Source organism: Streptomyces venetus, assembly GCF_039540295.1.
Classification (GTDB): domain Bacteria; phylum Actinomycetota; class Actinomycetes; order Streptomycetales; family Streptomycetaceae; genus Streptomyces; species Streptomyces venetus.
The window spans coordinates 585,089-599,851 of record NZ_BAABET010000001.1 but is presented as its reverse complement, the minus strand read 5'-3'; the positions used below and the strand labels follow the sequence as shown (position 1 = coordinate 599,851).

At 71.8% G+C, this 14,763-nt stretch carries 11 protein-coding genes; 10 read left to right on the top strand and 1 reads right to left on the bottom strand.

Annotation, left to right across the window (positions count from 1 at the left end; translation table 11 throughout):
* Window positions 1-50 precede the first annotated feature (50 nt).
* Window positions 51-2,015: a TIGR03960 family B12-binding radical SAM protein gene (locus ABEA82_RS02615; RefSeq protein WP_345659677.1), complete on the top strand. Its 1,965-nt coding sequence runs from the start codon at window positions 51-53 to the stop codon at window positions 2,013-2,015.
* Between the two features lie 30 nt (window positions 2,016-2,045).
* Here the strand turns inward: ABEA82_RS02615 and ABEA82_RS02610 are convergent, their stop codons facing one another.
* Entirely contained in the window at window positions 2,046-2,735 is a 690-nt protein-coding gene (locus ABEA82_RS02610) for a GAF and ANTAR domain-containing protein (protein ID WP_345659676.1), read from the bottom strand.
* Between the two features lie 248 nt (window positions 2,736-2,983).
* Between ABEA82_RS02610 and ABEA82_RS02605 the strand changes: the two genes are divergently transcribed.
* The 9 genes from ABEA82_RS02605 to ABEA82_RS02565 all read left to right on the top strand — a co-directional run bounded on the left by ABEA82_RS02605 (window position 2,984) and on the right by ABEA82_RS02565 (window position 14,746).
* Complete coding sequence (locus ABEA82_RS02605) at window positions 2,984-3,214, top strand: helix-turn-helix domain-containing protein (RefSeq protein ID WP_003990215.1); 231 nt, start codon at window positions 2,984-2,986, stop codon at window positions 3,212-3,214.
* A gap of 289 nt (window positions 3,215-3,503) precedes the next feature.
* Window positions 3,504-4,721, top strand: coding sequence for a hypothetical protein (locus ABEA82_RS02600; protein ID WP_345659675.1), 1,218 nt, complete (start codon window positions 3,504-3,506; stop codon window positions 4,719-4,721).
* A 48-nt stretch (window positions 4,722-4,769) separates the two neighbouring features.
* Complete coding sequence (locus tag ABEA82_RS02595) at window positions 4,770-5,552, top strand: TIGR03936 family radical SAM-associated protein (RefSeq protein WP_345659674.1); 783 nt, start codon at window positions 4,770-4,772, stop codon at window positions 5,550-5,552.
* Between the two features lie 259 nt (window positions 5,553-5,811).
* Window positions 5,812-10,008, top strand: a complete 4,197-nt coding sequence (locus ABEA82_RS02590) for an Rne/Rng family ribonuclease (protein WP_345659673.1) — start codon at window positions 5,812-5,814, stop codon at window positions 10,006-10,008.
* A gap of 155 nt (window positions 10,009-10,163) precedes the next feature.
* Window positions 10,164-10,757 (top strand): dTDP-4-dehydrorhamnose 3,5-epimerase, encoded by a 594-nt coding sequence (gene rfbC, locus ABEA82_RS02585; protein ID WP_345659672.1) that lies wholly within the window; start codon window positions 10,164-10,166, stop codon window positions 10,755-10,757.
* A gap of 195 nt (window positions 10,758-10,952) precedes the next feature.
* The gene (gene rplU / locus ABEA82_RS02580) at window positions 10,953-11,273 is read left to right on the top strand and encodes a 50S ribosomal protein L21 (RefSeq protein WP_345659671.1); all 321 of its coding nucleotides are present in this window, start codon (window positions 10,953-10,955) and stop codon (window positions 11,271-11,273) included.
* Between the two features lie 14 nt (window positions 11,274-11,287).
* The gene (gene rpmA, locus ABEA82_RS02575; protein WP_003990207.1) at window positions 11,288-11,542 is read left to right on the top strand and encodes a 50S ribosomal protein L27; all 255 of its coding nucleotides are present in this window, start codon (window positions 11,288-11,290) and stop codon (window positions 11,540-11,542) included.
* Window positions 11,543-11,664: 122 nt separating this feature from the next.
* On the top strand, window positions 11,665-13,101 hold the full coding sequence (gene obgE / locus ABEA82_RS02570) for a GTPase ObgE (protein WP_345659670.1): 1,437 nt from the start codon (window positions 11,665-11,667) through the stop codon (window positions 13,099-13,101).
* A 136-nt stretch (window positions 13,102-13,237) separates the two neighbouring features.
* Entirely contained in the window at window positions 13,238-14,746 is a 1,509-nt protein-coding gene (locus ABEA82_RS02565) for an FG-GAP-like repeat-containing protein (RefSeq protein WP_345659669.1), read from the top strand.
* The last annotated feature ends 17 nt before the right edge of the window (window positions 14,747-14,763 follow it).

The following is a 14,763-nucleotide window of genomic DNA, read 5'->3' as shown; positions in this document are numbered from 1 at the left end:
TCTGGATGGTCACCCCTGTCAGTTCAGTCCAGCTCACGAAGGTGCGCGACATGCCTGCCGAAGTCGCTGCGTCGGTCTTCCCGCAGCTCGAAGCTCTGCTCCCGCATGTGCAGAAGCCGATCCAGTACGTCGGCGGAGAGCTCAACTCCACGGTCAAGGACTGGGAGTCCTGTGACGTCCGCTGGGCGCTCATGTACCCGGACGCCTACGAGGTCGGCCTCCCCAACCAGGGCGTCATGATCCTCTACGAGGTGCTCAACGAGCAGCAGGGCGTCCTCGCCGAGCGCACCTACAGCGTGTGGCCGGACCTCGAGGAGCTGATGCGCAAGCACGACGTCCCGCAGTTCACCGTGGACAGCCACCGCCCGGTCAAGGCGTTCGACGTGCTCGGCCTCTCCTTCTCCACGGAGCTGGGCTACACCAACATGCTGGCGGCCCTGGACCTCTCCGGGATCCCCCTGGAGGCCAAGGACCGCGGCCCGGACGACCCGATCGTCCTGGCCGGCGGCCACGCCGCGTTCAACCCCGAGCCCATCGCGGACTTCATCGACTGCGCGGTGATCGGCGACGGCGAACAGGCCGTCCTGGAGATCACCGCGATCATCCGCGCCTGGAAGGCCGAGGGCCGCCCCGGCGGCCGCGAGGAGCTCCTCTTCCGCCTCGCGAAGACGGGCGGGGTCTACGTCCCCGGCTTCTACGACGTCGAATACCTGCCGGACGGCCGTATCGCCCGCGTCGTACCGAACCGCAGCGGTGTGCCGTGGCGGGTCTCCAAGCACACCGTGATGGACCTCGACGAGTGGCCGTACCCCAAGCAGCCCCTGGTCCCGCTGGCCGAGACGGTCCACGAGCGCATGTCGGTGGAGATCTTCCGCGGCTGCACCCGAGGCTGCCGCTTCTGCCAGGCCGGCATGATCACGCGCCCGGTCCGCGAGCGCTCCATCACCGGCATCGGCGACATGGTCGAACAGGGCCTGAAGGCGACGGGCTTCGAGGAGGTCGGCCTGCTGTCGCTCTCCTCGGCGGACCACAGCGAGATCGGCGACGTCGCCAAGGGCCTCGCGGACCGCTACGAGGACGACAAGATCGGCCTCTCCCTCCCCTCCACCCGCGTGGACGCCTTCAACATCGACCTGGCGAACGAGCTGACGCGCAACGGCCGCCGCTCCGGCCTCACCTTCGCCCCCGAGGGCGGCTCGGAACGCATCCGCAAGGTCATCAACAAGATGGTCTCGGAAGACGACCTCATCAGGACCGTCGCGACGGCGTACGGCAACGGCTGGCGCCAGGTGAAGCTCTACTTCATGTGCGGCCTGCCGACGGAGACCGACGAGGACGTCCTGCAGATCGCGGACATGGCGACGCGGGTCATCGCCAAGGGCCGCGAGGTGTCGAAGTCCAACGACATCCGCTGCACGGTCTCCATCGGCGGCTTCGTCCCCAAGCCCCACACGCCCTTCCAGTGGGCACCGCAGCTGTCGGCGGAGGAGACGGACGCCCGCCTGGAGAAGCTGCGCAACAAGATCCGCGGCGACAAGAAGTACGGCCGCTCCATCGGCTTCCGCTACCACGACGGCAAGCCCGGCATCGTCGAGGGCCTGCTGTCCCGCGGCGACCGCCGCACCGGCGCGATCATCCGCGCGGTCTACGACGACGGCGGCCGCTTCGACGGCTGGCGCGAGCACTTCTCGTACGACCGCTGGATGGCCTGCGCCGACAAGGCCCTGGAGCCGTTCGGCGTGGACGTCGACTGGTACACCACGCGCGAGCGCACGTACGAGGAGGTCCTCCCCTGGGACCACCTCGACTCCGGCCTCGACAAGGACTGGCTCTGGGAGGACTGGCAGGACGCCCTCGACGAGACGGAGGTCGAGGACTGCCGCTGGACGCCTTGCTTCGATTGTGGGGTGTGTCCGCAGATGGACACCCACATTCAGATCGGCCCCACGGGCAAGAAGCTCCTGCCCCTGACGGTCAAGAACGCGGCGCCGGCGCCGAGCGGGCACTCACACTGACCGTCGGGCCGGTTCTCGGGGACTCGCGGGTCAGGCCAGGCTGCCGTGTTCGCAGACGCGGCGGGCGACCTCGCGGAGCTTGATGTTGTTGTCCTGGGAGAAGCGGCGCAGGACGTCGAAGGCCTCCTTCTCGGTGAGGTCGTGGCTTCCCATGAGGATGCCCATGGCCTCGCCGATGAGGTGACGTGTGGCGATGGCCTGCTCCAGCTGGGCCTGGCTGCGGGCGCTGGAGAAGGCGATCGCCGCGTGCGAGGCCAGCAGCCAGCCGGCGGTTTCGCTGTCCTCCGTGAAGGCCCCGGGGTGGCCGGAGTAGAGGTTGAGTGCGCCGAGCTCCTCCTCCTCGGTGTAGAGCAGGAAGCCCATCATGCTGCCCACGCCCAGTTCCTTGGCTCGTGAGGCGTACTGGGGCCAGCGGGGCACCTCGTGGGTGAAGTCGTGGATGCGGAAGACCCGTTCGTCGGTGTCGCCGCGCGCGGCGTCGAAGCAGGGGCCCTCGGCGAGGCGCTCCTGGAGGCGGTCGCTCTCGGTGACCAGGTCGTGGGTGGGTGCGAGGGTCTCCACCTTCTTGCCGTGCAGGAGGAGGATGCCGGCCGCGTCGCAGCCCCACACCAGTTCGGTGGCCGAGCGGGTGATGTGTTCGAGGGTGGCGTCGACCGAGTCCTGGGCCAGCAGTTCCCGGGACATGGAAGCCATCTGCTGTGCGAACAGGCGCCAGTCCACTGTCGTCCTCCTCGGTCCGGGTGCAGCGGGTGCTTCAGTGCCTCCTGCCCACGGTGCCACGCCTGGCACACGTCTGATGTGCCTTCATGCGTCGTGTTCGGTGGGCTCCACTTTCGGCCCTCTCGGCTCCGGGCGCACGGCACCTCTTGCAGGGCCTATCGAGTCTCGATAGATTTCAATCGGAGTTCGATCGGAGGAGTGGCGATGGGGAAGCCGGCCGTGCTCGTGCTGCTGGAAGAGGTCATCTGATGCCGATCGCCGTCGACATCGACGTGATGCTGGCCAAACGGAAGATGTCCGTGGGCGAGCTGGCGGAACGCGTCGGCATCACCCCCGCCAACCTGGCCGTCCTCAAGAACGGCCGCGCCAAGGCGGTCCGCTTCTCGACCCTCGCAGCCCTCTGCGAGGTGCTCGAGTGCCAGCCGGGGGACCTGCTGCGCTGGGAGGCGGACGGCGCCGCCGACCGGACGATGCCCTGATGGAGAACATCAGCATCCGCCCGGCTCGCCCCGGTGAACGCGAGGACTTCGTCAGGCACTTCGCCGGCTGGGCCGAGGAGAACGCCGGGTCGCAACCTCCAGTGCGTGTACGTCGTACCCGGGGCGCGGGGCGCCGGACTGGGCGGGCGGCTCATCGAAGCCGTGGGCAAGTGCGTGTCGCACAGGGGTGAGTCGTACGACCACGGGGCCGAGTGGAGAATGTGCGGGAGAACGGGGCGGGACTGTGCGGTGCTGGATCCGGGCGGGGCGCTGAGGCGTCTTCGACGGTATGGATCTGGAGAAGCCGGCCCGAGAGGGTCCCGAGGCGCGGGTCGATCTGCGCAAGTCCGCGACTGAGCCCGCCGAGTGGAACGAGCGGAACGGGCGGAACGGGCGGACCGTGCCGGCCGTTCGGCGGGAGCCGGACGCGCCCGAGGGGTGTCTGGTCGTCGCGATCCGGATTCCCGTGCGGATCGTCGTGCTCCTGCTGGTCGTCCCCGTGCGGATGGTGTGGGACGCGCTCGTCGTGGCCGGGCGGTTCCTGAACGACGTGCTGTTCCGGCCGCTGGGGCGGGCGCTGCTGTGGCTCGGGCGGGCGCTGTTCGTCTGGCCGTTCGTGGGGCTGTGGCGGTATGTCGTGGTGCCCGTGGCCAAGGCCCTCGGGTGGCTCGGGTACGTCCTCGTCGTCGTGCCGGCGGTGTGGTGCCACCGGTACGTGCTGACCCCGGTGGGGCATGCGATCGCCTGGGTCGCGCGGGGAGTGGGGGCCGGACTCGGCTGGGTGTACTCGTCCGTGCTCACGCCCGTCGGGCACGCCGTGATGTGGGTGCTCAAGGGGCTCGGAGCGGTGCTGGCCGCGATCGGGATCGGCCTGTACACGGCTCTGGCGTGGCTCGTGCGCTACCTCCTCGTGGTCCCCGCCGTCTGGCTGTACACGTGGGTGCTCGCGCCCGTCGGGCGCGCGATCGTCTGGTGCGGCAAGGGACTCGTGTGGCTGGTGCGCACGATCGTCACCGGCATCGGGATCGTCCTCCACTGGATCACCCGGATCCTGCTGGTCCTTCCGGCGCTCGCCCTCTGGCGCTGGGTCCTGGTGCCGGTCGGCCGGGTCCTGGCCGTCGTCGGACGGGAGGTTTGGGACGCACTCGGTCACGCGTGGCGCGTCGCCGGGTACGTCTCGCTCGCCGTCGGGCGGTTCCTCGGCACCCTCTTCCGGTGGATCTTCGTCGAGCCGGTGCGGTGGGTGTACCGCAGCGTGCTGACACCTGTCGGGCACGTGGTGCGGGACGCCGTCCTGCGGCCCGCCGCCGAGGCCGCCCGCGGTGTGGGACGCGCCACCCGGCAGGCGCTCGCCTCCGCAGGTGAGTCCGTACGGCAGGCCCGCGCCGACGTCCGGCGGATGCTCTTCGGGGAGCCGAGGCAGCCGCGGCCGGTCGACCGGAGGGAACCTTCGGACCGCGAGGCACGTACTCTAGGTAGCAGTACGACCGCTCTCACGAAGGACTGAACGACACTGGGCAAGCGACAGCCCGAAGGCCCGCCGCCCGCACCCGCGGTGCAGCGCATCCGACTGCGTTACACCAAGCGCGGCCGCCTCCGGTTCACCAGCCACCGTGACTTCCAGCGCGCCTTCGAGCGTGCGTTGCGCCGTGCCGAGGTGCCGATGGCCTACTCGGCGGGCTTCACACCGCACCCGAAGGTGTCGTACGCCAATGCCGCACCCACCGGCACGGGCAGTGAGGCGGAGTACCTGGAGATCGCGCTCACCGCGCCCCGCGACCCGGAGCAGCTGAGGGCCCTTCTCGACGAGTCGCTCCCCACCGGGCTCGACATCGTCGAGGCGGTCGAGGCCCGCACCTCGGGCCTCGCCGACCGGCTCACGGCTTCCGTGTGGGAGCTGCGGCTGGACGGCGTGCCGCAGGAGGAGGCCCGCCGCGCGGCGGACGTCTTCAACGCGGCCGAGACCGTGGAGGTCCAGCGCCTCGCCAAGAACGGGGTCCGTACCTTCGACGCCCGCTCCGCCGTCGTCAGCCTGGAGATCCCCGACCACACAGAAACGCACAGTTCGCAGGCTGATAGGCCGACCGACCAGCCCTGTGCGATACTGCGGCTGGTTGTTCGGCACGTGACGCCTGCCGTACGACCCGACGACGTCCTGTCCGGTCTCCGCGCCGTGGCCGACCTGGCGCCGCCGGTCCCCGCAGCGGTGACCAGGCTGGCGCAGGGGCTGCTCGATGAAGAGACCGGCACGGTGACCGACCCGCTCGCGCCCGACCGCGAGGCAGCGGAGGCCCGCTCAACGGCCGAACCGCCTGCCGCCGCGACGGCGCCGGCGTAAGGAAGGTTCCGCGTAGGGACGGACGTCGTAGCGCCGCCCTCGTACTCGGGAGCCACCTGGGTCGGGCAGCGCACCGACCAGAAGACTTTCGCCAGGCCGTACGCATTCGGTGTACGGAACCGGCGAGACAGGACACGGAGAGCTCCCGTGCGGCGCCCGCGCCCCGGACGGCGGCGACGCGCACAGCGCGAGCCGCGGACGTCACCGGCACCGCCGGACCAGGCGCGGCGCCCGGGAGCCTGACGGGAGACAAGCCCGCATGCTCGAACCGACCGAACCCACAGAGTCCTCCTCCACGGGCTCCGAACAGAACAACACCCCCAGCGACACCCTGCCGCCCCGCCGGCGGCGCCGTGCCGCGTCCCGCCCGGCGGGTCCGCCCGTCGGCGGCGCCTCCGACGCGGTGGCGGAGACCGTCACGCCGGCCATACCGGCCGCGGATCCCGAGGACCTCGAGGAGATCGAGGAGAACGAGGAAGCCGTCGCGCGGGAGACCCCCGAGGCTGCCGAGAGCGGCGAGCCCGCGGAAGACGCCGCGCCTGCCGCCCGTAAGCGGCGTCGCGCCGTCCGCCGCGCCTCCGCGCCCGCCGGGTCTCCGGAGGCCGCCGAGGCCGCCGAGACCGTGGTGCCGGTGACCGCCGCCGCCCCGATCGCCTCCGAGGCGTCGGAGCAGGCCGAGGCACCCGCGTCCGCCGAGGTGTCCGAGGACGCCGCTCCCCGGCGTACCCGGCGTCGTGCGACGCGCAGCGTGGCCACGCCTGCTGCGGCTCCGGCGGAGCCGAGCGAGACGACGGCGGCATCCGCGGCGACCGCTGCCGAGCCCGTCGCGGCCGGTGCCGCCGAGGGTGCCGAGGCCGTGGAGCCCGCCGAGGAGGCCGCTCCGCGCCGGGCGCGGCGTCGTGCCACGCGCCGGGTCACCGCGCCCACCGAGGCGCCCGCTGCTGCGGACGTGACCGCCGAGGAGACGAAGGCTCCCGAGGCCGAGACCCCCGCCGCCGAGCCCGCCCGCGCGTCCAGGGCCACCGCTGCCGAGAGCTCCGCCCCCGAGGCCGCTGCCGCCGAGACCCCCGCCGCCGAGGCCGCCACCTCCGAGACCACCGCCGAAGCCGTCGCGCCCGCCGCCCAGACCGGCGAGGACGAGGAGGCCGGGCCGCGTCGCCGCCGCCGGGTCGTCCGCCGGGCCGCCAGTGGTTTCGCCGAGCCCGGGCAGACGTCGAAGGCCGCCAAGACCACGAAGGCCGCGAAGGCCGCGAAGAGCGCCGAGGCTTCGCAGGACGCCGCTGGCGAGGGCGACTCGTCGGCGCGTCGCGCGCGGCCCGCCGTCGCCCTGTTCCAGGCGCCGGTGTTCACCGAGCCCCAGTTCCAGACCCCGGAGCGGGCCGCCGCCGCTGCCGCCGCCGAGGCGGCCGGGAGCGAGGAGCCCGAGGAGGCGGAGGAGTCCGCCGCGGCCGAGAGCACGCGCGAGGACCAGTCCGGCGGATCGCGTCGTCGGCGCCGCCGCCGGGGTTCCGCGGACGAGTCCGAGGCGGCCCGGGCCCCCGAGCCCGCCGCCGCGGAGAGCACCGTCGACGAGACGGAGGAGCCCGAGGAGCCCGAGGAGCCCGAGGAGTCCGCCGAGGGCGACGACCAGGACGAATCCGAGGGGGCCGGCTCGCGCCGCCGCCGTCGCCGGGGCGGTCGCCGCCGCCGGCGTGGGGAGTCCGCCGAGTCCGACACGGACGGCGAGGACGCCGAGTCCGAGCAGGCCGCGCAGGACGCCGAGGACACCGCCGAGCAGACCGAGGAGGACCGGGAGGACGCCGAGGACGCCGACCGTGACGAGTCGGGCGGCGGGGGCGGCTCCAGCAGCAGCCGCCGGCGCCGTCGCCGCCGTCGCCGTGCCGGTGACGCCACGGGCGATTCCGAGCCCTCCGAGAGCGACCCGGAGCGCACGGTCGTCAAGGTCCGCGAGCCCCGGCCCCCGCGGGAAAAGGGCGCCGAACCGTCCGACGAGGTGCAGTCCATCAAGGGCTCGACCCGTCTGGAGGCCAAGAAGCAGCGCCGCCGGGAAGGCCGCGAGCAGGGCCGCCGGCGCGTGCCGATCATCACCGAGGCCGAGTTCCTGGCCCGCCGCGAGGCCGTCGAGCGTGTGATGGTCGTCCGCCAGCACGGCGACCGCACGCAGATCGGCGTCCTCGAGGACGACGTGCTCGTCGAGCACTACGTCAACAAGGAGCAGGCGACCTCGTACGTCGGCAACGTCTACCTCGGCAAGGTGCAGAACGTGCTGCCGTCGATGGAGGCCGCCTTCATCGACATCGGCAAGGGCCGCAACGCCGTCCTGTACGCCGGTGAGGTCAACTTCGAGGCGCTCGGCATGGCCCACGGGCCGCGCCGTATCGAGTCGGCCCTGAAGTCCGGCCAGTCGGTGCTCGTCCAGGTGACGAAGGACCCGATCGGTCACAAGGGCGCCCGCCTGACCAGCCAGGTCTCCCTCCCCGGGCGCTACCTCGTGTACGTCCCCGAGGGCTCCATGACGGGCATCAGCCGCAAGCTGCCCGACACCGAGCGGTCGCGGCTGAAGACCATCCTCAAGAAGATCGTCCCCGAGGACGCGGGCGTCATCGTGCGCACCGCCGCCGAGGGCGCGAGCGAGGACGAGCTGCGCCGGGACGTCGAGCGGCTGCAGCAGCAGTGGGAGGACATCCAGAAGAAGGCCAAGAGCGGCAACGCCCCGACGCTGCTCTACGGCGAGCCGGACATGACCGTCCGGGTCGTGCGCGACATCTTCAACGAGGACTTCTCCAAGGTCGTCGTCAGCGGTGACGAGGCCTGGTCGACCATCCACGGGTACGTCTCGCACGTCGCGCCGGATCTCGCCGAGCGGCTGACGAAGTGGACCTCCGAGGTCGACGTCTTCGCCACGTACCGGATCGACGAGCAGCTCGCCAAGGCCCTCGACCGCAAGGTGTGGCTGCCCAGCGGCGGTTCGCTGGTGATCGACCGGACCGAGGCGATGGTCGTCGTCGACGTCAACACCGGCAAGTTCACCGGCCAGGGCGGCAACCTCGAGGAGACCGTCACCAGGAACAACCTGGAGGCGGCCGAGGAGATCGTCCGTCAGCTGAGGCTGCGCGACCTCGGCGGCATCATCGTCATCGACTTCATCGACATGGTGCTGGAGTCCAACCGGGACCTGGTGCTGCGGCGCCTGCTCGAGTGCCTGGGCCGTGACCGTACGAAGCACCAGGTGGCCGAGGTGACCTCGCTGGGGCTCGTGCAGATGACCCGCAAGCGGGTCGGGCAGGGGCTGCTGGAGTCCTTCTCCGAGACCTGCGTCCACTGCAACGGGCGCGGTGTCATCGTGCACATGGAACAGCCGACCTCCCCCGGAGGCGGCGGCAAGCGCAAGAAGCGGGCCCGCGCCGGTGCCGCCGAGCAGCCGCACGTGCACGAGGCCGCCGTCGCCGAGACCGCCGAGCAGGAGGCGGAGACCGAGGCGGAGGTGGGTGCCGAGGTCGCCGAGCCGATCGCGCTGCCCGGGCCGGCCTTCGAGCCCGACGAGGAGCTGTACAGCAGCGCCGCCGAGGCGGAGGCCGCCGCCGGCCGTGGCCGGTCGCGACGCCGGGCGAGCCGGCGGGCGTCGGCTCCGGCGGGTGCGCCGCGCGGCGGTGACGCCGCCAGGACGGCCGAGCAGACGCCCGAACCGGTCAGGTCCGGCCGGAAGAGCGAGGCCGGGCAGGCCGAGGCGCAGGCGCCGACGGCTCAGGACGTGACGGCCGAGCAGGAGGCCGCACGTCCGGTGCTGCCCGAGCCGGCCGCCGAGGCGCAGGCCGAGCCGATGGCCGTCGAGGACCCGGTGGTCGAGGCTGCGGCCCCGGCCGCGGAGGAGGCCGCGCCGAAGGGCCGTACCCGGCGGCGGGCCACCCGCAAGGTGTCCGCTCCGGCCGGTTCGCCGGCAGGGGCCGAGGCGACCGTGGTGACGGTCTCGGAGTCGGCTTCGGAGCACAGGTCCGAAGCGCCGCGGTCCGGCGAGCCGACGTCCGTGGAGCCGACGTCCGGCGGGGCGACTGCCGAGCAGGCAGCAGCGGCCGAGGCGCCCGCCGAGAGCGCCGCGCCGGCCCGGCCGCGTCGCCGCGCCGTGCGCAAGTCCACCGCGCCGACGGCGTCCGAGGAGGCGGCCGTCGTGGTCGTGTCCGCGACCGCCGACGAGGCCCCGGCCGCCGCCGAGGCGGGCGAGGTGTCCGAGGAGCCGGCCCCGGCCAAGAAGGCCGCCCGCAAGACGGCCAAGAAGGCCACGGCGAAGAAGGCCGCCACCAAGAAGACGGCGGCCAAGAAGACGACGACGGCCAAGAAGACGGCCGCGAAGAAGACCGCCACGAAGAAGACGACCGCGAAGAAGGCGGCGTCGAAGAAGACGGCGGCCGCGGAGCAGCAGTCCGTCCCGTCCGTGTCGAGCCCGGCGGACGAGGCCTGACGCCCCGCGCCGAACGCAGGAAGTGATCCGCCCCCGGTCCGACGGCCGGGGGCGGATCGCTTCCTCACGCCCTTCGGCCCCCGGCGGCGGCGCATGTCCCTAGACTGATCGAATCCCCGGAAGAAGAGCGCTGAAGAAGAGCTGAGGAGACTGTGATGCGGCCCCTTTCCATCTCCGGCGCCTGGGTGCACGAGCCGAAGGTCTTCCCCGACAGCCGTGGCAGCTTCCACGAGTGGTTCAAGGCCCCGCTCTTCACCGAGGCGGTCGGCCACCCGCTGAAGCTGGCCCAGGCCAACATGTCGGTCTCCGCCCGGGGCACCCTGCGCGGCATCCACTTCGCGGACGTGCCGCCCAGCCAGGCCAAGTACGTCAAGTGCGTGCGCGGTGCGGTGCTCGACGTGGTCGTGGACATCCGGACCGGCTCACCCACCTTCGGCCAGTCGGAGCTCGTCCGTCTCGACGACCGGGACCACCACGCGCTGTACCTCTCCGAGGGGCTCGGCCACGGCTTCATGGCGCTGACCGACGACGCCACCGTGGTCTACCTCTGCTCCGAGGGCTACGCCCCCGAGCGGGAGCACGGCATCCAGCCGCTCGACCCGGCCCTCGGCATCGACTGGCCCGCCGACATCACCCCGCTGCTCTCCGCCAAGGACGAGCAGGCGCCCACCCTGGCCGAGGCCCGGGAACAGGGGCTGCTGCCCTCGTACGAGGCGTGCGTGGCCTACCGGGAGAGCCTCGGATCCTGAGCTTCGAGGGGCCCGGTTTGACCCTCTCGGCCGTGGCCCCGTAACCTTGACCGTCGGCGTGTCGTCAGGCGCGCCACATCCCCGTAAACCTCATCCTCCCGGACACGGGCCGTGATCGGGAGAGGTCGTTCGCGCGCTGTCGCGGGTGACTGGACTGCGGGGGTGCCGTTTCCCGAGCGAGAGAGTGAGTTCCGCGTGTACGCCATCGTGCGCAGCGGTGGTCGCCAGCACAAGGTTGCTGTCGGCGACATCGTTGAGGTTGACAAGATTTCCACTGCCAAGGTTGGCGACACGGTCGAGCTCTCGACCCTGCTCGTTGTCGACGGCGAGGCCGTGACCAGCGACCCGTGGGTGCTGGCCGGCATCAAGGTCCAGGCCGAGGTCGTGGACCACCACAAGGGCCAGAAGATCGACATTCTGCGCTACAAGAACAAGACCGGTTACCGTCGTCGGCAGGGCCACCGCCAGCAGTACACGGCGATCAAGGTCACCGAGATCCCCACGGCTGCGAAGTAAGGGACTGAGGAGAAATGGCACACAAGAAGGGCGCATCGTCCACCCGGAACGGTCGCGACTCCAATGCCCAGCGGCTCGGCGTGAAGCGCTTCGGCGGTCAGGTCGTCAACGCGGGTGAGATCCTGGTCCGCCAGCGCGGCACCCACTTCCACCCGGGCGCCGGCGTCGGCCGTGGTGGCGACGACACGCTGTTCGCCCTCGAGGCCGGTTCGGTGCAGTTCGGCACCCACCGTGGCCGCAAGGTCGTGAACATCGTTCCGGTCGCCTGACCGGAGACTTTCGCGAGGCGGACCTCACTTCCCCCACGGGAAGCGGGTCCGCCTTTCGCGTGTTGGTCCGAGAACAACCCGTACCAAAAAGAAGAACCCGTACGTAACTGGAGGCACACACCATGACCACCTTCGTGGACCGCGTCGAGCTGCATGTCGCCGCGGGTAACGGAGGTCACGGCTGTGCCTCCGTCCACCGCGAGAAGTTCAAGCCGCTGGGCGGGCCCGACGGCGGCAACGGCGGTCGCGGCGGGGACGTGATCCTCACCGTCGACCAGTCGATCACCACGCTCCTCGACTACCACCACTCCCCGCACCGCAAGGCCACCAACGGCAAGCCCGGCGAGGGCGGCAACCGCTTCGGCAAGGACGGCCAGGACCTGGTGCTGCCGGTACCGGACGGCACGGTCGTGCTCGACAAGGCGGGCAACGTCCTGGCCGACCTGGTCGGGCACGGCACGTCGTTCGTCGCCGCGCAGGGCGGCCGGGGCGGGCTCGGCAACGCGGCGCTGGCATCCGCGCGGCGCAAGGCGCCCGGATTCGCGCTGCTCGGCGAGCCCGGAGACCTGCGGGATATCGTCCTGGAGCTGAAGACGGTCGCCGACGTGGCGCTCGTCGGCTACCCGAGCGCCGGCAAGTCGTCCCTGATCTCGGTGCTGAGCGCCGCCAAGCCGAAGATCGCCGACTACCCCTTCACCACGCTCGTGCCGAACCTCGGCGTCGTCACGGCCGGTTCGACGGTCTACACCATCGCCGACGTGCCCGGCCTGATCCCCGGAGCCAGCCAGGGCAAGGGCCTCGGCCTGGAGTTCCTGCGGCACGTGGAGCGGTGCAGTGTGCTCGTGCACGTCCTGGACACCGCCACGCTGGAGTCCGACCGTGACCCGGTCTCCGACCTCGACATCATCGAGGAGGAGCTGCGGCAGTACGGCGGTCTGGACAACCGGCCGCGGATCGTCGTCATGAACAAGATCGACGTACCGGACGGCAAGGACCTGGCCGACATGGTGCGGCCCGACCTGGAGGCGCGCGGCTACCGCGTCTTCGAGGTGTCGGCCGTGGCGCACATGGGCCTGAAGGAGCTGTCGTACGCGCTCGGTGAGCTCGTCGCGAAGGCGCGGGCGGCGAAGCCGAAGGAAGAGGCCACCCGGATCGTGATCCGGCCCAAGGCCGTGGACGACACCGGCTTCACCGTGCAGCGCGAGGCCGACGGTTTGTTCCGGGTGCGCGGGGAGAAGCCCGAGCGCTGGGTGCGGCAGACCGACTTCAACAACGACGAGGCGGTCGGCTACCTCGCGGACCGGCTCAACCGCCTCGGCGTCGAGGAGGAGCTCGTGAAGGCGGGCGCCCGCGGCGGGGACGGAGTCGCCATCGGGCCCGAGGACAACGCCGTCGTCTTCGACTGGGAGCCGTCCCTGACGGCCGGGGCGGAGATGCTCGGCCGACGGGGCGAGGACCACCGGTTCGAAGGGGAGCGTCCGGCCGCGCAGCGCCGCAGGGACCGCCAGGCCGAGCGGGACGAGGCGCAGCGGGAGTTCGACGACTTCGAGCCGTTCTGAGTTAACAAAAAGCAAATTTGCGACCGACTTTGATGCAACCAAGTCGCTCGTCCGTGTGTCGTACAGGGCAGAGCGGATGAGGATCTTGTTCCTCGCCGTGTAGCAACTGCCCATGCGATCAACGGAGTTGACGTACGTGCCTCAGTCCACGAGCAAGCGCAGGATCGGCCGGGGCGTCGGAGTCGCGGCGGCGGTCGCCGTCGTCGCCGCCGTCACCGCCCCGGTGGCCGCGCACGCCGCCCCCGGCGCCGGCGCCGCCGAGTCCGCCGCGACGAAGCTCCACGACGACCTCAACGGCGACGGTTACGCCGACCTCGCGGTGGCCGCCCCGAGCGCGACCGTCGACGGCAAGAAGGGCGCCGGCTACGTCGCCGTCGTCTACGGCTCGAAGAACGGGCTGAACATCTCGACGAGGCAGGTCCTCAGCCAGAGCACGGCCGGTGTGCCCGGCAGTCCCGAGACCGACGACGCGTTCGGCAGCGCGCTCAGCACCGCCGACCTCGACCGCGACGGGTACGCGGACCTGGTCGTGGGTGTCGGCCGTGAGGACACGGCCGACGGTGGTGCCGAGTCCGGGATGGCCGAGGTCCTGTGGGGCGGCCCCGAGGGGCTGACCGGCGGTCCCGTCCTCGCCACCGGAAAGGCGTACGACGGGCTCGGCGGCAAGGGCCACCTGACCGTCGGGGACGTGAACGGCGACGGAGCCGCGGATCTGGTGACCGTGGCGAACCAGCACGACCTGCGCGTGCTGAGCGGCCCGTTCACCCGGGACGGCGGCACGGCCCACGGCGAGCAGGTCGTCAAGGACGAGTTCGACAGCCGCGTCCTCGACCTGGCCGCCGGTGACGTCAACGGCGACGGCGTCACGGACATCGCCGCCACCGAGAACGACGGCGACGAGTACGACGCCCGGCGGGTCGTGTACTGGCCGGGCTCCGAGCAGGGACTCTCGCCGTACACCACCGTGCAGGGCGGTGACGGCCACCGGCTCCAGGGCGGCGAGAACCTCGACATCGGGGACGTCGACCAGGACGGTGTCGACGACATCGTGGTCGGCCGGGCCGTCGACGGGTACGACAGCGACCTCGACACCCCGCTCGCCAAGGGCGGCCGGGTCGCCTGGATCCCCGGCACCCCGGACGGACCCGACGGCGCCAAGGCCACGTTCCTGAACCAGGACAGCCCCGGCGTGCCCGGCAGCGCCGAGCGGGGCGACGGCTTCGGGACCGACGTCCGGATCGCCGACGTCAACGGCGACGGATACCCGGACGTGGCGACCGGCCTTCCCGGCGAGGACCTGGACGGCGTGACCGGCGCGGGCGCGGTCGTCGTCCTGCGCGGCACCGCACAGGGCCTCACCGGCACCGGCGCACAGGTGGTCACGCAGAACACGCCCAATGTGCCGGGCGCCGCCGAACAGGGCGACACCTTCGGCGGGGCCGTGCACCTCGCCGACGCCGACCACGACGGCCTGGCCGACCTGGCCGCCGGCGCGCCGGGGGAGAACGGCAAGGCCGGGTCCGTCTGGTACTTCAGGTCCGGTCCGACCACCGTGGTGAGCCCCAACGGCACCACCACCTTCGGCAACACGCTCCTCGGCACGACCGCCACGGACGCAAGGCTCGGCACCGCTTTCGCCGACTGATCACCTGTCAGACTCGC

Excerpts from the sequence above, each read along its gene's own strand:
- ABEA82_RS02615 (WP_345659677.1), top strand. The coding sequence starts at position 51 with ATGCCTGCCGAAGTCGCTGCGTCGGTCTTCCCGCAGCTCGAAGCTCTG.
- rpmA (WP_003990207.1), top strand. The coding sequence starts at position 11,288 with ATGGCACACAAGAAGGGCGCATCGTCCACCCGGAACGGTCGCGACTCC.
- ABEA82_RS02600 (WP_345659675.1), top strand. The coding sequence starts at position 3,504 with ATGGATCTGGAGAAGCCGGCCCGAGAGGGTCCCGAGGCGCGGGTCGAT.
- rfbC (WP_345659672.1), top strand. The coding sequence starts at position 10,164 with ATGCGGCCCCTTTCCATCTCCGGCGCCTGGGTGCACGAGCCGAAGGTC.
- obgE (WP_345659670.1), top strand. The coding sequence starts at position 11,665 with ATGACCACCTTCGTGGACCGCGTCGAGCTGCATGTCGCCGCGGGTAAC.
- ABEA82_RS02590 (WP_345659673.1), top strand. The coding sequence starts at position 5,812 with ATGCTCGAACCGACCGAACCCACAGAGTCCTCCTCCACGGGCTCCGAA.
- ABEA82_RS02605 (WP_003990215.1), top strand. The coding sequence starts at position 2,984 with ATGCCGATCGCCGTCGACATCGACGTGATGCTGGCCAAACGGAAGATG.